The organism is Psychrobacillus lasiicapitis, from assembly GCF_006861795.1.
Taxonomy (GTDB): domain Bacteria; phylum Bacillota; class Bacilli; order Bacillales_A; family Planococcaceae; genus Psychrobacillus; species Psychrobacillus lasiicapitis.
In genome coordinates this window covers 81,112-101,704 of the sequence record NZ_VDGH01000011.1, presented here as the reverse complement: position 1 = coordinate 101,704, position 20,593 = coordinate 81,112, and the positions used below count along the sequence as shown (strand labels likewise).

General features: G+C 37.5%; 18 protein-coding genes and 1 riboswitch. Of the genes, 14 read left to right on the top strand and 4 right to left on the bottom strand.

What is annotated here, in order from left to right; translation table 11 throughout:
- The first annotated feature begins 383 nt into the window (after window positions 1–383).
- Entirely contained in the window at window positions 384–1,178 is a 795-nt protein-coding gene (locus FG382_RS17945) for an alpha/beta hydrolase (RefSeq protein ID WP_142540266.1), read from the top strand.
- Between the two features lie 15 nt (window positions 1,179–1,193).
- On the top strand, window positions 1,194–1,349 hold the full coding sequence (locus tag FG382_RS22780) for a hypothetical protein (RefSeq protein WP_211356422.1): 156 nt from the start codon (window positions 1,194–1,196) through the stop codon (window positions 1,347–1,349).
- Window positions 1,350–1,424: 75 nt separating this feature from the next.
- Here the strand turns inward: FG382_RS22780 and FG382_RS17940 are convergent, their stop codons facing one another.
- A complete protein-coding gene (locus FG382_RS17940) occupies window positions 1,425–2,861 on the bottom strand; it encodes a phospholipase D family protein (RefSeq protein WP_142540265.1) in 1,437 nt (478 codons plus the stop codon).
- 180 nt (window positions 2,862–3,041) lie between these two features.
- On the opposite strand from FG382_RS17940, the gene FG382_RS17935 reads away from it, so the two are divergent.
- Entirely contained in the window at window positions 3,042–4,250 is a 1,209-nt protein-coding gene (locus FG382_RS17935) for a CaiB/BaiF CoA transferase family protein (RefSeq protein ID WP_142540264.1), read from the top strand.
- Between the two features lie 17 nt (window positions 4,251–4,267).
- Window positions 4,268–5,863 carry a long-chain-fatty-acid--CoA ligase gene (locus FG382_RS17930; RefSeq protein WP_142540263.1) on the top strand — a complete coding sequence of 532 codons (1,596 nt, stop codon included), beginning with the start codon at window positions 4,268–4,270 and terminating at the stop codon, window positions 5,861–5,863.
- A gap of 89 nt (window positions 5,864–5,952) precedes the next feature.
- On the opposite strand, the gene FG382_RS17925 is transcribed toward FG382_RS17930, so the two are convergent.
- On the bottom strand, window positions 5,953–6,465 hold the full coding sequence (locus tag FG382_RS17925) for a helix-turn-helix domain-containing protein (protein WP_142540262.1): 513 nt from the start codon (window positions 6,463–6,465) through the stop codon (window positions 5,953–5,955).
- Between the two features lie 480 nt (window positions 6,466–6,945).
- Between FG382_RS17925 and FG382_RS17920 the strand changes: the two genes are divergently transcribed.
- From FG382_RS17920 to FG382_RS22770, 8 genes are all read left to right on the top strand, one after another.
- Complete coding sequence (locus tag FG382_RS17920) at window positions 6,946–8,289, top strand: MFS transporter (RefSeq protein WP_142540261.1); 1,344 nt, start codon at window positions 6,946–6,948, stop codon at window positions 8,287–8,289.
- Between the two features lie 398 nt (window positions 8,290–8,687).
- On the top strand, window positions 8,688–9,671 hold the full coding sequence (locus FG382_RS17915; RefSeq protein WP_142540260.1) for an ornithine cyclodeaminase family protein: 984 nt from the start codon (window positions 8,688–8,690) through the stop codon (window positions 9,669–9,671).
- 162 nt (window positions 9,672–9,833) lie between these two features.
- Complete coding sequence (locus tag FG382_RS17910) at window positions 9,834–10,811, top strand: ring-cleaving dioxygenase (protein WP_142540259.1); 978 nt, start codon at window positions 9,834–9,836, stop codon at window positions 10,809–10,811.
- Window positions 10,812–11,041: 230 nt separating this feature from the next.
- Window positions 11,042–12,775: a methyl-accepting chemotaxis protein gene (locus FG382_RS17905; RefSeq protein ID WP_142540258.1), complete on the top strand. Its 1,734-nt coding sequence runs from the start codon at window positions 11,042–11,044 to the stop codon at window positions 12,773–12,775.
- Between the two features lie 136 nt (window positions 12,776–12,911).
- On the top strand, window positions 12,912–13,925 hold the full coding sequence (locus FG382_RS17900) for an LLM class flavin-dependent oxidoreductase (protein ID WP_142540257.1): 1,014 nt from the start codon (window positions 12,912–12,914) through the stop codon (window positions 13,923–13,925).
- A 118-nt stretch (window positions 13,926–14,043) separates the two neighbouring features.
- Window positions 14,044–15,006, top strand: a complete 963-nt coding sequence (locus FG382_RS17895; RefSeq protein WP_142540256.1) for an ABC transporter ATP-binding protein — start codon at window positions 14,044–14,046, stop codon at window positions 15,004–15,006.
- Window positions 15,007–15,651 (top strand): ABC transporter permease, encoded by a 645-nt coding sequence (locus tag FG382_RS22775; RefSeq protein WP_170206574.1) that lies wholly within the window; start codon window positions 15,007–15,009, stop codon window positions 15,649–15,651.
- A gap of 6 nt (window positions 15,652–15,657) precedes the next feature.
- On the top strand, window positions 15,658–16,551 hold the full coding sequence (locus tag FG382_RS22770; RefSeq protein ID WP_170206573.1) for a glycine betaine ABC transporter substrate-binding protein: 894 nt from the start codon (window positions 15,658–15,660) through the stop codon (window positions 16,549–16,551).
- Between the two features lie 39 nt (window positions 16,552–16,590).
- On the opposite strand, the gene FG382_RS17885 is transcribed toward FG382_RS22770, so the two are convergent.
- Complete coding sequence (locus FG382_RS17885) at window positions 16,591–17,073, bottom strand: QueT transporter family protein (RefSeq protein WP_142540255.1); 483 nt, start codon at window positions 17,071–17,073, stop codon at window positions 16,591–16,593.
- Window positions 17,074–17,080: 7 nt separating this feature from the next.
- A riboswitch (PreQ1 riboswitch) is annotated at window positions 17,081–17,125 on the bottom strand.
- A 131-nt stretch (window positions 17,126–17,256) separates the two neighbouring features.
- Here FG382_RS17885 and FG382_RS17880 point away from each other — a divergent pair.
- Both FG382_RS17880 and FG382_RS17875 read left to right on the top strand, forming a co-directional pair.
- Complete coding sequence (locus tag FG382_RS17880) at window positions 17,257–18,447, top strand: MBL fold metallo-hydrolase (protein ID WP_142540254.1); 1,191 nt, start codon at window positions 17,257–17,259, stop codon at window positions 18,445–18,447.
- On the top strand, window positions 18,434–18,682 hold the full coding sequence (locus tag FG382_RS17875; RefSeq protein WP_142540253.1) for a DUF3006 domain-containing protein: 249 nt from the start codon (window positions 18,434–18,436) through the stop codon (window positions 18,680–18,682). The genes FG382_RS17880 and FG382_RS17875 overlap by 14 nt, the downstream gene beginning before the upstream one ends.
- A gap of 759 nt (window positions 18,683–19,441) precedes the next feature.
- Here the strand turns inward: FG382_RS17875 and FG382_RS17870 are convergent.
- A complete protein-coding gene (locus FG382_RS17870; protein WP_142540252.1) occupies window positions 19,442–20,572 on the bottom strand; it encodes a polysaccharide deacetylase family protein in 1,131 nt (376 codons plus the stop codon).
- Between the last annotated feature and the right edge of the window lie 21 nt (window positions 20,573–20,593).

Below are 20,593 nucleotides of genomic sequence, written 5' to 3'. Positions count from 1 at the left end.
AGAATAGAGGGACAACTTTATATATTTGATATAAAGTATTTATTTTTAAGGTACTAATTTTTTGAGAAATAGTATTGTAATTCTATTTTTAATGCCGTATCATGATAATGATAATCGTTATCAATTAAACTTGACCTAGTTTAATAAATATTAGAAGGAGTTAGTTAAGACAGGGAAATTACTACAGTTGGAAGATCGTCAGAAATTTTAACGAAGGAAGTAATGAAGCGCGTCTTTCAAATTGAAGCCAAAATTATGATAGATGTAGAGAACGGCTCGCCTGTTTGCTATGGCTATATAAAGTGATACTTCAATCAGTAGGGATTCCGACGGACAAGACGTCTTATTGCCCTTTAATCCGGGATAAAATGGAGGATAAAGAAATGATAGATAAAGTGTGGCTAGAAGATACAGAGTTTTGGGAAATAAAATCTAGCATAATGGATTATACGTATGACATAAAAGTGGCCATTCCCTTGGAAGAAGTGCCGGGAAAAGGGTTTCCAATCTATTATATTTTAGATGGGAATTGGTATTTCCAGTTTGGTCGTGACATTGTAAGGTTGCAATCAGGAAATGGACCAAAAACACTTATCTCTCCTGCAATTGTTGTAGGAATCGGACATAAAGGTACGAAAGAAGAAGTGGGAAAACGAAGATTTTATGAGTTTACGCCTTTTGCAGAACAATATAAATACCCAGAAGGTTTCAAAGGAACACAAATTTGGAATCATGGCGGAGCAGAAAAGTTTCTGGATTTTATCGAGCAGGAATTGATGCCAGTTATTAATGAAAAATATGCAGTTAATAAGGAAAAACAGACACTATTTGGTCATTCATTAAGTGGACTGTTTGTAGTTTGGGCTTTATTTAAACGTCCAGAGTTATTTCCATATTATGTAGCAACTAGTCCTTCTATTTGGTGGAATGAGTATGAGCTATTCATCCATGCAGAACAATATTTTCAAAAGACCGCGCTGCATGCCTATAGAAAGTTGTTAATGTTGGTTGGTGGTGAAGAGGACTTTATGGTCGATGATGCCAAGCAGTTGTATGCGAATATGAGCGAGCACAAAACAGAACAATTAGAAGTTGAGCTGTATATTGCGGAAGGTGAAAACCATGCATCTGTTGTTCCAACCATTATGAGTAGAGCCTTTCGCTTTATGAATAAATAAGAGTGAATGCTAATGATGACAAAGGTTGAAGGAGGGTTTATCAAGTTAGAAGTAACCAAACGTAAAATTATTATGTACTTTCCTATCGAATACAAGTTGGATGCTGAACGCATTTTTCCAGTCGTTTATTTACATGATGGAGACTTTTTTTATTTAGAACTATGTAATTGAACAAAACTGAAGGACTAATAAAGAAAGCCCCGAATCTTAGGCTCAATGATAAAAACTAGATTCGGGGTTATTCCATTAATAGGTTGTAATTTTTAGTAACTTTTGAAGTGAGTATATCCATCTTTGCCACCAAGTAAAACTATCCTGAAATTTTTCTAGATCTACTGTATACATAGCATCTTCATTATTCCAAAGACGTTCAAAATAAGCTTCCATTTGTAAGGCAAGCTCACTATCATTTGGTGCGATAACTCGCAGGTTATTTTCTAAATTATAATTGTCCAATGTGCGTTCTGTGTAGTTAGCAGAACCGCTTGAAATGATTGTATGATCCTTCGTTTGAATCCAAATTGCTTTTGTATGATATTGGCCGATAACGGTGTTATACCACCTGATGTTCATTTTCTCTTTTGTATCTTCCACCATTTCTTGGACAACCGGGCGATTTGGTAAGCCAGATTTTTCTTGACCAAAGGAGTTCTCATTTGGATCCAGTATTAGATTTACTTCTACTCCGCGGTTTGCTGCATCGATTAATGCATTGACAATATCCCGCTTTGCTACAAAAAACATACCAAGCCAAATCTTGTCTCCTTTTTTGGTAACTGCTAAATCTGCAAGTAACTTATTTAAAATCTTTTTCTCTGTTAAATACTGCACTTCATACTCTCCCTCTACTTCTTCTGCTTGGATGCGCGGAAGTTTAGGACCACCAGAGAACAAGGATACTGCCTCTTCTGACTTTAGAATATCATTAATGATAGGACCATTTACTGTTAATGCAATATTACCGTGAAAACCACTCGCATCATGTGGGTTGGAAGAAGTCACCATTGCTTCCTTTTCTGTTATGACTGCTTTTCGATGGTTTGCTTTCACATTCAGCAATGTCATATACGAGGCAATTGTCATTTTAGGTGCATCACTTGCCATCGCATTTGCTATCCAGCCCTTTCCTCCGATATCAAACCACTGAAAAAATATTCGATAAATGCCTGAGTAGATTGGAGTAGAGTCTCTCAATTGATCTAAGTCGGTATAGACTATTTCTACACCAGCGTCTCTCATTTTTTGGAACCATTCATTTTCATAAGAGCCGTATCCACGATTGAGTGGATCTGTTATGAATACTACTGGCATATTAGGATTCTCTTTTTTCTTATTCGCGAGGGTATTAGATAAGTTGTCTGCAATTTTGGGGAAGTCTTCATCTTCATCATAATAACCATCAAATAAGAAAAAGTCGACGACGACAAATTCTTCTGCCTCGGTAATCATTGTATTTACTTCCTCAAAAATATGATTTTCATGTATCATTCCAGTTCCTTCTTGATCTTGTGCATAAGTAAGGTCTGTTATAAATTCTACATGATTCGTTTTATGTATATTCCCTTCAAATGAAACTCCTTCTGGAAGAGGTTTATACGTGTGCCATAAAATAACTGTTATATAGATAAGAGCGAACAGACAGAGAAATCCGATAAATATCCGCTTCTTTTGCTTTTTAACCATCTTTGTTTCCTCCTACTTGCATCATTTCCACATATATATTCCCGAGAATAAGAGAAAGAAAACAATCAGAGAATTTTAATATAACGACTATTGAAAACGGATACAATAATCACTACAATATAATAATAGAAAGAAAATTCGTAGATTTCTAAAAATTAAATATTACGGAGGTGTGAGTACTTGGGAATCTTAAATGGTTTGAAAGTTTTAGACTTTTCGACCTTACTGCCTGGACCATTTGCCACTATGATGTTAGCAGATATGGGAGCAGAGGTGTTGAAAGTGGAAGCTCCAAATCGGGAGGACTTAGTAAAATATTTGGGTCCAATCGATGGAGAAGTATCCGCTACTTTTGGACATTTAAATCGTTCTAAACGTTCTATAGCATTGGATCTAAAACAGTGTGAAGCCAAAGAAATCATCTATCAACTGATACAAGAATACGATATTGTTATCGAACAATTTCGTCCGGGAGTAATGGACAAATTGGGAATAGGGTATGAAAAGTTAAAAGAAATCAATCCTAAAATTATTTTTTGCTCCATTACCGGATACGGACAAACAGGTCCTCTACGTAATCGTGCAGGACATGATATTAACTATTTATCATTGGCCGGTATTTCAAGTTATTCCTTTAGGAAAGATCAACTTCCTGTACCTTCAGGTGTACAAGTAGCTGACATTGCAGGGGGTTCCATGCCTGCTGTAATAGGAATTTTAGCGGCTGTTTATCACCGTGAAAAAACTGGAGAAGGTCAGCAGATTGATATAAGCATTACAGATGTATCTTTTTCATTGAATGCAATGTATGGTCCTGGATATCTAGTAGGAAAAGAAGAGCCGGAGCCTGAATCCTTATTATTAAATGGAGGCTCTTTCTATGATTATTATGAAACGAAGGATAATCGCTATCTTTCTATTGGTAGTTTAGAACCACCGTTTCAAGCGATGCTGTGTGAGTTAATCGGCGACCCAAATTTAATAAAACTAAGTAGTAGTGAATGTAAGGAAGAACAGCAGGCTTTTAAAGAAATTTTGGTAAAAGCTATTAAGCAAAAAACTTTATATGAATGGGTAAGTATTCTTGAAGAGGGCTTTGACGGGTGTATTGAACCCGTATTGAGTTTCTCAGAAGCTGTAAAACATCCACAATTAAAAGCTAGAGAAATGGTAGTTTCTGTACCGAAGAAAGAAGGAGGTACACAGAGTCAAATTGCTTTTCCGATTAAGTTTTCCACGCAACAAGCAAACTACCGTTTTGCAGGGGTGAACACTGGAAATGACTCGGAAGAAATTTTAAAAGAAATGGGTCATAGCAAAGAGACGATAAATACACTCAAGCAAAAAGGGGTTTATAGATCAATCGAACAAAAAGAAACTTCATTTTAAAAGAGGAGTTGGTTGGAATGTTTGCTGCATTAACACCATTAGATTGGAAAAGAAGAGCGATTAAATATTATCCGAAAAAAACTGCGGTAATCGATGGAGAAAAACAGTTTACATATGAAGAGTTTGGGGAACGAGCGGATAGACTCTCTCTTGCTTTAGCGAAGGCTGGAGTACAAAAAGGAGATCATATTGCGGTCATGCTGCCAAATACCCATTATATGTTAGAAAGTTTTTATGGGATTTGCCAGCTTGGCGCGGTACATGTCCCTTTAAATTATCGATTAAATGCAGAAGACTTGGAATATATTATTAAACATAGTGATTCTAAAATGCTCATTGTGGATGAAGAATATAGTCATTTAATAGAGGGAATCCGACATAGCTTGTCATTAGAACAAATAATAGTCGTTGCAGTGGAAGGGCATACGAATTTATTGGAAGGTATCTATTATGAAGAATTTATCAATCAGGACTTTGGTGATGCTTCAATTCCAAAAGTGGATATAGATGAAAATCAATTACTCACATTAAATTATACAAGCGGTACGACTTCCAAACCAAAAGGGGTTATGCTAACGCATCGAGGTAATTACTTAAATGCAGCTAACTTTATGTATCATCTAAGTGTACAGCATGATGATGTGTATCTTCATACATTGCCGATGTTCCATGCGAATGGTTGGGGAGGGGTGTGGGCAATTACCGCCACTGGAGCAACGCATGTGTGCTTACGTAAGGTAGATCCACCGCTTATTTTGGATCTGTTTGAAAAACATAAAATCAGCCTGCTATGTGGTGCACCTACAGTTGTAAATATGTTAGTGAATGAACCAAAGGCAAAAGAAGTAAAGATTACTACGAATCCTCGAATGGGTACAGCAGGAGCACCACCCGCAGCTGCACTAATAGGCAAAGCGCAAGAGATTCTTGGACTAAATATGATGCATGTTTATGGACTGACTGAAACATCTCCATTCATTCTATATAGCGAATGGAAAAAAGAATTCGATGATAAATCATCGGATGAACAAGCAACGATAAAAGCTAGACAAGGTATTGAACTAGCGTTTAATGGGGAGACAAAAGTGGTCAGTCAGGAAGATGGAAAAGAAGTTGCTTGGAATGGTAAGGAAATTGGTGAAATAATCACGCGTGGGAATGTCGTTATGGAAGGCTATTACAAAGATCCGGAAAAAACAGCAGAAGCAATCGTAGACGGATGGTTCCATACGGGGGATTTGGCAGTAACACATCCAGATGGGTATATTGAAATTCAAGACCGTATAAAAGACATGATTATTTCTGGTGGGGAGAATATCTCTTCTACGGAAATTGAAGGGGTATTGTATAAGCATCCAGATGTTTTAGAGACAGCTGTTATTGCTGTACCAGATGAAAAATGGGGAGAGGTTCCTAAAGCGATTGTTGTGCTTCGTGAAGAAAAGAATGTGACGGAGCAAGAGATGATCGACTATTGCAGGTCCGTTATGGCCCATTTCAAAGTTCCAAAATCATTTGAGTTCGTAGATAGCTTACCAAAAACAGCAACTGGGAAACTCCAAAAGTTCTTATTACGAGAAATGTACTGGAGTGGGGCTAAAAAAGTAAATTGAAAAAGAGTACTGCCTAGAGTTAAAAACTTAGTTAAATTGAAATGTTAAAAAGGAGTGAGTTTCTTGTTCTCACTCCTTTTGCATGTATATTATTTTGAGGATATGACTAAAAATCGTACTGGTTTGTTCGTCAAGTTATACCAATAGTGCGTTTTATTTGCATCAAACATGGTAGATTGTTGCTCCCCTAATTCTTCTTCTTTCTCATCAACTACTACAGTTAAAGTGCCTTCAATAACATATAAAAATTCATGCCCACTATGAGAAAAGGCATTTCCCTCATTTTCCCCTGGTTGCAGTGTGACTAAGATAGGTATGTAAGAAGCATCGGGTATTCCATTTGATAAATCTTGGTAATAAAATTGCTGTCTGATGGAATTTAGGTCATCAGTCTGTGAATGATCGGAAAAAAATACAGTTGGGTTTACTTTTAGCGCATCTGCTATTTTTTTCAAGGATTCTAAAGTGACGCTCGATTTACCACGCTCTACTTGGGATAAGAAACTAATAGAGACATCTGTTAGTTCAGCTAGACTTTTTAAAGTAAGCTTCCTTTCTTTTCGTAATTGTTTTAATATCTGCCCTATTGAATGTGAAGACATATTGAATACTCCTTTTATCCCGCCTTAACGGGCAGTAAGACTCCCACTTCAAGATTTAAGAAAAGCGAAAAGTTAAGTGGGCGATCAACTGCCCGTAAAAGCCCGATTGAATGATCGCAGACTAAGTACGCAACAATCGTGTTGTTCCTGCGCAAAGCTCGTCGCAAAATAAAAGAGCGTTTGCAATGTCTGCGTGACCCACATCGTGTGGGCCTCAACTTACAATCATTGGGGGAGGACGAGGACTAAAAGCGCGACGTCCATGTCGCAACGTCCGCACTAGAACGTCCTGTGCGTCGGAAAACCCCCAATGATTGATGTTTCACTTTATTATACTCTTAAGTAAATCATACATTATTTTTATAGGACGCCCAATGCAAATAATTTGTAAGGTATATTGACAGAAAATTTCAAACTAATTACAATGAAAATGGGAGAATTAAAGTGTCACTTCAATTTTTTATAAAGGGGAGAGGTAAAATGGATTCAAAACAAATGCGGAAAGTATGGATTGCTAGTTTAGTAGGAAGTTCGATTGAATGGTTCGATTACTTTTTGTATGGAACGGTAGCAGCTCTTGTATTTAACCAATTATTCTTTGTTACGGAAGATCCATCAGTTGGAACTATTCTTGCTTATGCATCATTTGCACTTGCTTTCTTTATTCGTCCATTTGGGGGAGTTATCTTTAGTCATATTGGCGATAGAATTGGACGGAAGAAGACGCTTGTTCTTACGTTAAGTTTAATGGGGGTTGCAACATTTGGTATGGGATTACTTCCTACTTATCAAGCGATAGGTGTTTGGGCTCCCATTCTATTAATAACGCTACGTCTCGTTCAAGGCTTAGGTATTGGAGGAGAATGGGGAGGAGCTTTACTTCTTGCAGTTGAGTATGCGCCCAAAGAAAAACGCGGATTATACGGCGCTATTCCTCAAATGGGTGTAACAATAGGGATGGTTCTAGGGACTGTTGCATTATCGATCATGACCTTGTTGCCTGAAGGTTCATTTATGACTTGGGGTTGGCGTATTCCATTCATCTTTAGTGCATTATTAGTTGTTTTTGGATTATGGATTCGGAAAGGAATTGACGAAACACCATCATTCAAAAAGGTACAAAAATCAGGCGAAATTCCTAAACTGCCAATAGTAGATACGTTAAAGTATCATTGGCGCGAAGTACTAATCGCAATCGGGGCAAAAGTAGTAGAAACAGCACCATTTTATATCTTCGGTACGTTTGTCGTATCTTACGCGACAACAAATCTAGGATTCTCAAGAACAGCCGTGTTAAATTCCGTTATGATAGCTACAATAGTTACTACGATTTTAATACCGATTATGGGAAGTCTTTCTGATAAAATAGGTCGTAAAAAGCTTTACGTCACTGGAACTATTGGGATGATTGTTTTTGCTTTCCCATACTTCTGGATGTTACATCAGGAATCTGTTGCATTATTAGTTATTGCGACGATTATTGGATTAGGTATCATTTGGTCACCGATTACTGCAGTATTAGGGACGATGTTTTCCGAAATTTTCGATGCAAAAGTGCGATATACAGGAATTACGCTGGGGTATCAAATTGGCGCAGCGGTTGCTGGTGGTACTGCGCCGCTCGTTGCGGCAAGTTTACTGTTGAAGTTTAATGATTCATATATTCCAGTTGCTTGCTACATTATATTCACTGCTGTTATTTCATTGTTAGCAATATGGGCAGTAAAAGATCGTAGTCAAGAGCATTTAGATGACATTAGCAAAGTAGATACAGAAAGCACAAAAGAACAGTCTAAGGTTTCTAATACATTGGGCAAAGCATAATAAATAAAGCGATAATAGAAAATATCTCGTCTTTCGCTCGTGTTAATGAAAGACGAGGTTTTTTAATGATAAGAAATTATATACTTTTTACTCAGTAACGATCTAGCTCCAGCGCCTTGCCCCTCGGGGTCAAATGGGAAAAAGCTGCTCCAGCGCAAGCTCGTCGCAAACAAAATCGCTTGTGGTGGCTGAGGAGCTGCCTCCTTGGCCCGCACTATGCGGGTTATGTCTGCTTTGCCATAGGAAGTGGCGCACTTGCAGACCTACCCCATCCCCATTTGCCTGTCGGAGGCCTGCACGAGGCAGGTCATGCAGTCGTTGCGACACGATGTCGCGAACTTAGACTGTATTCCTCTAACATAGGCGCTTGCGCTTTTCTTATTAATGGAGGTTTTTGCATGTTAATAGTAAATGAACAACAAATTATCAATACATATCTTATGAAAGATGCCATTCAAGATGTAACGGAAGTATTAAAAGGGAAGGAAGCCAAAAAGATTGCAAGCCCTCATCGTACAGTGATCGAATTTCCCCATTATGAAGCCTCCGCCTTATATATGCCAAGTGCTGACTTAGTGGGAGAAGTAGCGGCGGTGAAGGTTGTCACTATTTTTCCGCATAATCCAGCGAACGGAAAAGCGACAACCCAAGGAGTCATCTTACTCTCAGATGCCTCCAATGGAGAACATTTAGCTATGTTAAGTGCCTCCTATTTAACAAGACTTCGGACAGGGGCATTAAGTGGAATCGCAACAAATTATTTAGCGAAACAAGATGCAAAAGTGCTGGCGGTAATTGGTACAGGTGCTATGGCATTTGAACAGGTGCTTGGTGTACTTGCTGTCCGTCCAATCGAACGCATTCTACTCGTTAACCGAAACTTAGAAAAAGCAAAAGCATTTGGCGAAAAACTCAAAGCGTTTGGAGTGCAAACAGCCTATGAGCTTATAGAAAATGTAGCAGCTGCTGTTCGCCAAGCTGATATTATTAACTGTGCGACTCGTGCCAATGAACCTGTTTTTGATGGAGCTGATTTGAAAGCTGGCGCACATGTGAATGGTGTTGGTTCCTATTTACCACATATGCACGAAGTGGATCTCACAACTATAACTCGTGCAGCTAAAATTGTTGTGGATGACTTAGCGGGTGTTAAAGAGGAAGCAGGAGAGCTTATAGATGCAGAAGAACGAGGAAAATGGTCTTTTGAACAAGTCTATGGAGAAATTGGTCAGCTTGTCGTTGGTGTTATAAATGGTAGAGAAAATAAGGAAGAAATCACCTTTTTCAAATCAGTAGGTGCTGCTTATTTTGATTTGGCAGTTGCAAAAGGTGTATATGCAAAAGCGAAAGAACAACAAATAGGAACAGAAATAGACGTGTAATGTTTCTAATAAAAATGACCATAATAACAGTAGAAACTGTCCCAATGCTTTAAAGTTTTGAGGACAGTTTCTATTTGTTTGACATGGCTTTTTTATCATGTTAAAATTACTTTGAATTGAAGATGTTTTAATTAAAGGTAATATAAAATGGAGGAATTTAACATGAATCATTTAAAAGGTATGCACCATGTAACTGCAATTACAAGTAGTGCAGAAGAAAACTATAAATTTTTCACATATACATTAGGTATGCGTTTAGTTAAAAAAACAGTAAATCAAGATGATATTCAAACATACCACCTGTTTTTTGCCGATGATGTAGGTGGAGCAGGAACAGATATGACATTTTTCGATTTCCCAGGTATCCCAAAAGGAACTCACGGAACAAATGAAATATATAAAACAGGTTTCCGCGTGCCAAGTGATGCTGCACTAGACTACTGGGTAAAACGTTTTGATCGTTTACAAGTGAAGCATACTGGAATTCAAGAGCAATTCGGTGTAAAAGTTCTGTCTTTTGTAGACTTTGATGACCAACAATATCAATTAATATCAGATGAAAATAATGAAGGAATTGCATCCGGAACACCTTGGCAAAAGGGCCCAATTCCTTTGGAGTATGCTATTACGGGACTTGGACCAATTCATATTCGAATTGCAGAGTTCGATTATATGAAAGAAGTGTTAGAAAAAGTAATGCTATTTAAAGAAATTGCACAGGAAGGATCGTTGCATTTATTTGAAGTTGGAGAAGGTGGAAACGGTGCTCAAGTAATTGTGGAGAAAAATATTATTCTCCCTCCTGGTAGACAAGGTTTTGGAACAGTCCATCATGCAGCATTCCGTGTAGAAGATCGTTCTGTTTTAGATGAATGGACGAATCGAATGGAGAGCTTTGGATTCCAAACATCTGGTTTTGTGGATCGTTTCTTCTTCCAAAGTTTATACGCAAGAGTTGCAAATGGTATTTTGTTTGAGTTTGCAACAGATGGTCCAGGATTTATGGGAGACGAACCATATGAAACGCTTGGAGAAAAATTATCTTTACCACCGTTTTTAGAACCAAAGCGTGCACAAATAGAAAGCTTAGTTCGTCCAATCGATACGGTAAGAAGTACGATCGATTTTGTAAAAGAATAAAATAAAAAAAGAGATCATTTCCTTTAATCGGAATGATCTCTTTTTGTATGAAACTTGTAAATCACTAGGAAAGATATATAGCCTACATTTACTATGAGTTAGGTATTAAAGATTATATTTTTTTGTCGATAAATTACTTGTAGTCGAAAAATACATACAATTGTTGAGATTTTGATGCAATAGAAGGACTACCATGAGTTACTTATAATTTTATCAAAGGGGAAAAATAAATGAAAATACGTTCCAAGCTTTTTATCATTTCTATATGTCTATTATTGATACCTAGTTTAATAATAGGGGTTAGTAGTTATATGTCAGCTAAAAAAAATCTTGATGAGCTAGGAGAAAAAACACTTAAGAATGGCGTAGAAATGGCACTTTTACTAATTGATTCTAAAAATGAGGCAGTTGAAAACGGTGATCTAACGCTAGAAGAAGCGCAAGAACAAGTTAAGCAATATTTAATTGGTGAATTACAAAGTGATGGTAAGCGGGCCATAACGAGCAAAGTAGACCTAGGAGCAAATGGTTACTTTGTGATTTATGGAAAGAACGGAGAAGAAATTGCCCATCCTACCATAGAAGGAACCAATGCATGGGAAACGAAAGATATTGATGGAAAATACATTGTGCAGGATATGATTAAAACGGCAGAAGCAGGAGGAGGTTATTATAACTATAAATGGGACTTGCCAAATCAGCCTGGAACTGCGGCAACGAAAATCACCTATAATACAATAGATCCAAACTGGGGATGGGTCATAAGCGCAGGAACATATATGGAAGATTTTAATAAAGGGATTAATTCGATCCTTATGACTATTGTGACTACACTAGTTCTAAGTACAATAGTTGGTTTAATCGTCATCCTATTGTTCTCAAGACATCTGGGTAACCCTATTAAATTAATCGCTGATAGTGTAAATTTGATTGCACATCAAGACTTAGCAATTGAGCATATAAAGGTTAAAAATAAGGATGAATTAGGTAATCTAGCTAATGGAATAAATACAATGACCACAAATTTAAGAGAAGTAATTGAATCTGTATCTATGTCGGCACAGCAAGTGGCAGCCACATCTGAAGAACTGACTGCCAGCAGTGAACAAACTAGTAGGGCATCAGAAGAAATCACGGAGTCTATCCAACAAATTTCTTCCGGTCAAGAAAGTCAGTTATTTGGAGTGCAGGAAGCGAAAAACTCTGTTTCTCAAATTTCATCTAGCATTACAGAAATAACAACCAATATTAAAGAGTTAAATGACCTATCCATTGAGACTTCTAAAATTTCTCTCTCTGGTAATGAAGTGATTAAACAAACTGTGGAACAAATGAATCAAATTAACAATCAAAGTACGGTAACAACAGAAGCGATGCTTGTATTAGAACGGAAATCTCAAGAAATTGGAGAAATTATTAATGTCATCACAAGCATTGCAGAGCAAACGAATTTACTAGCGCTAAACGCTGCAATTGAAGCTGCTCGAGCAGGCGAGCATGGTAAAGGTTTTGCAGTAGTAGCTGATGAAGTAAGAAAGTTAGCAGAGGAATCAGGAAATGCAGCAAAAAATATATCCTCGCTTATTAGTGAAATTCAAATAGATACAACTCATACTGTCCAAACCGTTAACGAAGGAAAAATAACAATTGAAAATGGTATGAATTACGTTTCAAACGCAGGTGAAACGTTCGAAAAAATAGCCGAAGACATAGACACTATAAATAATAAATTATCTATTGTTTCATCAGAAATTCAGGAAATTAATAGTAATGCTGAAGTTCTTGTAACACAAGTGAACAATACAAAAGATGTAATAGAAAAATCTACGGATTACACACAAAATGTTGTTGCAGCTGCGGAAGAACAATATGCATCCATGATTGAAATGACAGCAGCATCCCGTTCTTTAGCGGAAATGTCGGAGAGACTTCAAGATGTAGTCTCCGATTTTAAATTGAATTAAGCAAAAAGCAGCAGATTTTTTACACGAGGATGGGGTGTATGAATCTGCTCTTTTTAAGTTCAATTATTTTGTTTTTACCTCGTTGTACGCTATCGTTAATACAGTATGATGAATTAGAAGTAAGGAGACGAGATAATTGAGTGCAACAAAAACATTAGATCAAATCAAATATTCCGTATTAGATTTAGCGCCCATTATTCAAGGAGCTACTCCAGCTGAAGCTTTTCAAAATACGAAAGATTTAGCGCAACATGCAGAGAAGTGGGGATATAATCGTGTATGGCTTGCAGAACATCATAGTATGCCAGGTATTGCAAGTTCAGCAACCTCTGTCGTAATGGGATATGTAGCGGCAGCCACAAAAAAAATTCGTGTCGGATCAGGTGGTATTATGCTACCGAACCATGCACCTCTTGTTATTGCAGAGCAATTTGGAACGCTTGAAGCTATGTACCCAGGTAGAATAGATTTAGGATTAGGTAGAGCACCAGGAACGGATCAGTTAACTGCGATGGCTCTGCGACGTGATTCCAGAAGCAGCGGACATGAGTTTCCTCAGCAATTAGAGGAGCTTCGAGGTTATTTAGATGCAAACTCTAAACACAATAGAGTAAGAGCTATCCCGGGAGAAGGACAGGAGATACCAATTTGGCTTCTTGGATCGAGTGGCTTTAGTGCGACTTTAGCTGGTCAGTTAGGCTTACCTTTTTCATTTGCTAGCCATTTTTCACCGGAAAATACATTGCCAGCGCTTGAGAGATATCGTCATTATTTTGAGCCATCAGGAGTCTTAGATAAACCATATGCAATGGTTGGTGTTAATGTCATTGCAGCGGATACAACAGAAGAAGCAAAAATACTTTCTACAACCCATCAACAACAGTTTTTAAGTCTTATTCGAAATACGCCTAGTCAAATACAACCGCCTGTAGAAACTATGGAGGGGATTTGGAATCCGCTCGAAAAAGAAAGTATTCTTCATCAATTGAAATCGACGATCATTGGGAATCCAGAGGAAGTAAAAGAGAAGCTGCAAGCATTTTTAGAGGAAACTGAAGCAGATGAAATAATTATTAACTCAACGATATACGACCATAAAGCTCGCTTAAGATCCTATGAAATTGTAGCTGAAGTAACAGGGATGAAATAATAAGGTCCAAACCAGATTCTATAACATTAAGAATCTGGTTTTTTTTATGCTTCAAACAGACATTTTAAGGGTATATATAATAACAGTTAAATATAGTGTAATAAGGGGGAAAGATTAGTTGATCCAATTTGACAAGGTAACGAAAGTGTTTAAGGATGGGACAGAAGCTTTAAAGGATATCTCACTAACAATCCCCGCAGAATCGTTAGTGGTCCTTATTGGTCCAAGTGGTTGCGGAAAGACCACATTGATGAAAATGATTAATCGGTTAGAAGTTCCAACCTCTGGAGAAGTATATGTAGATGGTAAAGCCGTTTCTTCAGTGGACGCAGTGGAGCTTAGAAAAACAATTGGCTACGTTATTCAAAGAATTGGTTTGTTTCCACATATGTCGATTGAAAGAAATGCATCGCTTGTACCAAATCTAAAAGGATGGACAAAAGCAAAAACAACGGAACGGGTTTATGAATTAATGCAAATGGTTGGCCTCGATCCGCAGGAATATTTATCTAAATATCCACTAGAGCTGAGTGGAGGACAACAGCAACGAATAGGAGTAGTAAGAGCATTAGCTGGAAATCCTGCTATCGTCTTGATGGATGAGCCGTTTAGCGCATTAGATCCTATTAGTCGCGAACAATTACAAATGGAAATGAAAAATATACAGAAGAAACTGAAGAAAACAATCGTATTTGTTACACATGACATGGATGAAGCATTAAAAATAGCAGATACAATTGTCATTATGAGAAACGGTCAAATCGAGCAAATAGGTACACCTACCGAACTAATAGAAAGCCCCATCAATCAATTTGTTCAAGACTTCATAGGTATTGAGCGTATCAATCGAAAAAGATCAGTTGGAAAGCGTGAGCTACAAGATTTAATCCCTTCATTTAAACGAAGCGAACAATCCTCCTATTTAACGGTAGAAGCAAATATATTAGTAGAAGAAGCGATCAATTTATTAGAAAACGAAGGAATCGAAAGTTTACTTGTAAAAAAAGGAATTGAAGAATTAGGCTTTGTGAACCAATCCACTCTTCTACGTGCAATGCTCACCAAGGAAGAGGTGTCGTAAATGCAAACTTTTTTAGACACTTTTTTAAGTAGATCTGATTTAATACAAGAAGCATTTTTACAACATATTTATTTATCTTTTATTGCTTTAGCGATAGGTATTGGTATCGCATTACCGCTAGGAATTTTCGTAGCTAGGTATCGAAAATTTGCGGAGCCGATTATAGGAGTGACAGCCGTTTTTCAAACCATTCCTAGTCTGGCGTTGTTTGGTTTTCTAGTGCCCCTCATTGGAATAGGCACGATGACTGCACTGATTGCTTTAATCATTTATGCACTTTTACCTATTTTACGAAATACATATACAGGCATTACAACAATCGATGATTCTATTATTGAAGCAGGTCGTGGAATGGGAATGACGACAGGTCAATTGTTGCGTCAGATTGAGTTCCCGTTAGCTTTGCCGTTCATCATGGCAGGTATTCGAACAGCTACCGTTTTGACGGTGGGTATTGCGACACTTGCGACTTTTGTTGGGGCAGGTGGATTAGGTGATGTTATTTATAGAGGTTTGCAATCATATAATAATGCGCTCGTCTTAGCAGGGGCCTTACCTGTTGCAATATTAGCCATTTTGTTTGACCTTGTTTTGAAATGGATTGAGAAAAAAGCGACACCAAAAGGATTAAAGACTGGGAGATGATGACGTATGAAGAAAATGTTCGTTACGATAGGGATTGCATCGACTCTATTATTAGGTGCCTGTACGAATGCAGAGGAAACACTAGTTATTGGGGGAAAGCCATGGACAGAACAATATATACTGCCACAAATTTTAGGTCAATATATTGAAGAGCATACAGATTATCAAGTAGAGTATAAAGAAGGACTTGGAGAAGTGGCGATTATGACACCAGCTCTTGAGAAGGGCGATATAGACTTATATGTAGAATATACAGGTACAGGTTTAAAGGACGTTCTAAAAGAAGAATCGGAGGTTGGAGAAAGCTCTGAAAGTGTGTTGGAACGAGTAAAAAAAGGGTATGAAGAAAAATTTCAAGCAACTTGGTTAAGCCCACTAGGATTTGAAAATACGTATACTTTAGCTTATGCAAAAGACAAAGATTATGACGCAAAGACTTATTCGGATCTTGTGGAAGTTTCGAGATTTGGGGATATGGTGTTTGGAGCGCCTCATGCATTCTATGAAAGACAAGGTGACGGTTTTGATGATTTGATCAATTCTTATCCTTTCACATTCACGGAAACGAAAAGTCTCGATCCAAATCTTATGTATGAGGCTGTAAAAAATGGGGAAGTCGATGTGATTCCGGCATTTACAACAGATGGGCGCATTGAACGTTTTGAATTACAGACAACACAAGATGATTTAGGATTTTTCCCTAAGTATGATGCTGCACCTGTTGTTCGTTTAGACGCGTTAGAGAAGTTTCCGGATCTCGAAAAAGTGTTAAATGAATTAGCAGGGCAAATCTCTGAAGAGGATATGTTAAAGATGAATGCAAAAGTGGATATGGATGGAGAAAAAGCGGAAGACGTTGCGCATGATTTCTTAGTGGAGAAAGGTTTGATTCAAAAATAAAAACAGCACCCGGTTCAGTTAGAATCGGGTGCACATTATTTAAATCAATGATTTGAAGTTTAATCGTTTGTTTAAGGCAGCTATAACAGGAATACCTACTGCCAATACAATGAATTCACCTGCTGCAACTGTTAACCAGGTATAGAAAAATGGTAGATCAAATGCAAGTTTTAACTCAAAAGCAATGATAAACATTGTGAACGTAAAGATTAACGTATTGAATATCATGCGTGCCATATGTCCATTAATAAACTTTGAAGCAAAAATAGTAAGTGATAACGTAATGACTGAATGTGCTACCCCAAAGGTTAGATCATATGCAGCCATAGGGGAAAACATATTCGTTACGATTACACCTAATACTATTCCAAGAAAGTATTTTTTATTAAAGACAATTAGGTGGTTGAACATTTCAGCAATACGAAACTGTAACGGACCAAATGCAAAAGGTGCAATTAGAAGCGAAACAGCAACATACAAAGCCGCAATAATACCACTTATTGCTAGTGTTTTTGTTTTCATTATTCATTTCTCCTTAGTTTTTTTATGTGGGAGGTTCTCGAACCACATTTTATAATCACAATTGATAATTCTATGACAGGCAGAGGGCAATTGTCAAGGAATTTTTAAAACTCATTAAGTCGAGTTCCAACAATGAATATCTCTATGATAAAATAGTAAGGCTAAAAAAAAGGAAGGTATAAAATGAAATATATAGTATCAATCATAAGTGCTTTTTTGATTTTCATAACATTTGGCTGCACGATGGAAACGCAAGATGAAAGCCAAGAAAAAAACGGAGAAACAAATGCAGAAAAAGAAATGAGCGTTCATTTTATAGATGTTGGACAAGGAGATTCTATACTTATTCAATCGCCTGCAGGAAAGAATATGCTTATTGACGGAGGAAAAAAAGAAAAAGGAAAGGACGTAGTGAATTATTTACGGCAACAGGGAGTGGAGAAGTTAGATTACGTAGTAGCAACTCATCCAGATGCTGACCATATTGGTGGACTGCTCTCCGTATTAAACTCTGTTTCCATTAAAAACTTTGTAGATTCAGGAAAAGAGCATAGTACAGACACGTATGAACAGATGCTACAGCTTATTTTGGACAAGCATATCCCATTTGTTGTACCAAGTATAGGTGATACAATTCCTTTAGATTCAGATGTAAAGATAACTGTCTTGCATACGAGCGAGGATGCTAACGAGAATAATGAAGCTTCAATAGTTTTAAAGGTGCAATATAAGGACGTGTCATTCTTGTTAACTGGTGACGCTGATGCGGCTGTGGAAAAAAGCATGATAAAAAAGTATGACTTGAAATCTACTGTATTAAAAGCGGGACATCATGGTTCGGATACAAGTAGCTCAGATGCTTTTATACGTGAGGTCCAACCGGAAGTAGCAATTTTAAGCTATGGAGAAAATAATATGTATGGTCATCCTACCCCTATCGTCGTGACGAGATTGAAAAAAGCGAATGCAGAAATTTATAGCACAGCAGAATTAGGAAACATTGTAGTGAAAACTGATGGAAGAGAATATTCTGTTTCAGCGGATTCATTTCCTGTTGAAAAGGAGACTGTAGCTGAAACACCGCTTTTCATATCAGAAAAAGATGTTCGGGAGGAAATCGTTGGTATTACAAACCAAGGAAATGTAGCAGTGAACATGGAAGGTTGGCAGTTGGTTTCGGTTGCGGGCAATCAAGTATATAACTTTCCGGATATATCTATTCAGGCGGGTGAAACTTTATATATAACAAGTGGTCCAGAAGCGAAAGAAGACGGTATACATCTGAAATGGACGAATAGACAAATGTGGAGAAACGAAGAAGATAAAGCGCAATTATTAAATGAGAAAGGGGTAGTGATGAGTGAACTCAAATAAATACACACTTGATCGAGTAGAAGGAGAGCTTGCAGTATTTTTAAAATATCCAAATGAGACAGAAAGATTGCACATTCCTATTTCTGAACTTGATGAAGAAGTAAAGGAGGGGGATATTGTCCTTATCTCTATCGAAAATGACACATATAAAGTGGAAAGATTAGTAGCGGACACAGAGAAACAAAGAGAAAAAGTACGTGGTTTATTAGAAAAGCTGAAGAATCAACAAAAGTAAACTTTTTATTGATACAGTTATGTTACGGATACCAGGTAACATAACTGTATTTTTGTTGGTTAGGAAACCATATAAGACTTAGCATGTGGATAATTTTTTTCGAGTAACATTATAGGGAAACTGTGAGGTAAGGTGTCCTATTAGGAGTTTACTATGATTTTCGCTTCAGGCGGACGCTTTCCGCCGGCATGGCTTCAATCTCCTCGTCGCTAAAGCTCCTGCGGGGCTTTCAGCTCATGCTATTCCGGCAGGAGTCGCCGCCTTCCGCTTCAATCATTATGGATGGGTTGCTAATTTGGTGTCTGCAGGTATCAAAGTTATAAATTTATCAAGTTTACCACTGCAAATAATTAAACCAAACTAGAAAAGGCTATCACCAAATAAGTAGCTCGTTTATTAGGATAAAGCTCGGTTCATCTTTTTCAACTAATTATTGGTATCACATCTTCTCTTGTTCCATAATATTTCACACTTCTCTTATAGCTAGTGACATGAAGGAAGTAGCTTTCTTTATTGGATTGAAGCGGAAGGGCGGCGACTCCAGCGGGATGAGTGAGACAGATAAGCCATCACATCGTACGCGTAGCGTCGGTGATGGCTTATCGCTCCCCCCGCGGAAAGCGTCCACCCTGTAGCGAAAATCCCAGCGGACACTTCATTCAACTCGCTACCGCGCAGTTTCCCTATTATGTGCGTTATTCTATTATATCGAACCCATGAGCTTGATTGGGCATGTGACAGGCGCTTAGCGTTTTTGTCTTAAAGAGTGGTGTCTCTTAGAAAGTTTTGAACGATATGATGGTCTGGTTCGTATGTTTTAAGTGTATAGCCTTCTTTTTGAAGCCATTCAATTATTTGGGGTAGTGCTTTTGTTGTTTGGCCACGATCGTGGAGAAGGATGATAATGTCTCGATCTCCGGATTTGTAGGCTTTTTCTACTCCTACTTTTACGTTTTGGATAATTTTGTTGGCTTCTTTATCGGTGTATTTCCAGTCATTTGAATCGACGTCCCAATCCCATAGTTTAAAGCCGTTTGTGACTAGCTCATCTTTCATAGCAGTTGTTATATGTGGTTTGCTTCCATAGGGGGTGCGAACGAGTTTTGCATCCTTCCCAGTCATTTTTTTGATGAGTTTCGTTCCTTCTATCATCTCATTTATAAAAGCTTTGGAAGAAAGATACACTTTGCTTTTGTCATGTGTCATGCTATGGGTTCCGATGTAATGACCATCTTTTACTACCGCATTAATAATGGAGGAATTCTTTTTCATATGTTTGCCTAAAAAGAAGAAAGTTGCTTTGGCATTATATTTTTTTAAGATGGAATTATTGATCGTTGTAAATTTGTTCGGACCGTCGTCAAATGTTAAATAGACATTTGCTTTTGGTGTTTCAGGAGAAGGTTGTTTTTTATTCAAAAGCTTGTCTAAATAGATTTCAAAATTAGCATGCGACATATGAGCCCAGTCCTCTTTGTATATACGTTGTGTTTTTTGTTTCTCAAAGGTTTTCACTTTGTATCCTATTTCAATTGCGAGATATTCCATACTGATAAAAAGTTTGCCATCGACTTTAACAATTGGGGACCATTCGAGTGCTACTCTGTCTTTCGCTGTTAGTTGAGACTTTTCGTTATAACTAATTTCTATACCGTTTTTTCGTATGTAAGTAATGCCTTTTTCTATTTCAAAAGGGATATCTAGATGTGCTGCAATTTCTTCGAGCGGAACTTTTGTGTCTTGATTGATCACTTTAATCTCACTAAAATCGAGCAATTGATCTTGGAAAGCTACGTGATGAGTCAAAGTTGCTTCGGCTGCTGTTACAACGGTTGTGCTAAAAATAGTTGAAATGATAAAAGCTACGAATATTATTAAATATCTTCTCATGAATTGGACCACTCCTAATAT

What these genes read in the sequence shown, in the direction of transcription:
- FG382_RS17930 (WP_142540263.1), top strand. Translation starts at nt 4,268, where the DNA reads ATGTTTGCTGCATTAACACCATTAGATTGGAAAAGAAGAGCGATTAAA.
- FG382_RS22780 (WP_211356422.1), top strand. Translation starts at nt 1,194, where the DNA reads ATGACAAAGGTTGAAGGAGGGTTTATCAAGTTAGAAGTAACCAAACGT.
- FG382_RS22770 (WP_170206573.1), top strand. Translation starts at nt 15,658, where the DNA reads ATGAAGAAAATGTTCGTTACGATAGGGATTGCATCGACTCTATTATTA.
- FG382_RS17910 (WP_142540259.1), top strand. Translation starts at nt 9,834, where the DNA reads ATGAATCATTTAAAAGGTATGCACCATGTAACTGCAATTACAAGTAGT.
- FG382_RS17885 (WP_142540255.1), bottom strand. Translation starts at nt 17,073, where the DNA reads ATGAAAACAAAAACACTAGCAATAAGTGGTATTATTGCGGCTTTGTAT.
- FG382_RS17940 (WP_142540265.1), bottom strand. Translation starts at nt 2,861, where the DNA reads ATGGTTAAAAAGCAAAAGAAGCGGATATTTATCGGATTTCTCTGTCTG.
- FG382_RS17870 (WP_142540252.1), bottom strand. Translation starts at nt 20,572, where the DNA reads ATGAGAAGATATTTAATAATATTCGTAGCTTTTATCATTTCAACTATT.
- FG382_RS17915 (WP_142540260.1), top strand. Translation starts at nt 8,688, where the DNA reads ATGTTAATAGTAAATGAACAACAAATTATCAATACATATCTTATGAAA.
- FG382_RS17945 (WP_142540266.1), top strand. Translation starts at nt 384, where the DNA reads ATGATAGATAAAGTGTGGCTAGAAGATACAGAGTTTTGGGAAATAAAA.
- FG382_RS22775 (WP_170206574.1), top strand. Translation starts at nt 15,007, where the DNA reads ATGCAAACTTTTTTAGACACTTTTTTAAGTAGATCTGATTTAATACAA.
- FG382_RS17925 (WP_142540262.1), bottom strand. Translation starts at nt 6,465, where the DNA reads ATGTCTTCACATTCAATAGGGCAGATATTAAAACAATTACGAAAAGAA.
- FG382_RS17880 (WP_142540254.1), top strand. Translation starts at nt 17,257, where the DNA reads ATGAAATATATAGTATCAATCATAAGTGCTTTTTTGATTTTCATAACA.
- FG382_RS17920 (WP_142540261.1), top strand. Translation starts at nt 6,946, where the DNA reads ATGGATTCAAAACAAATGCGGAAAGTATGGATTGCTAGTTTAGTAGGA.
- FG382_RS17905 (WP_142540258.1), top strand. Translation starts at nt 11,042, where the DNA reads ATGAAAATACGTTCCAAGCTTTTTATCATTTCTATATGTCTATTATTG.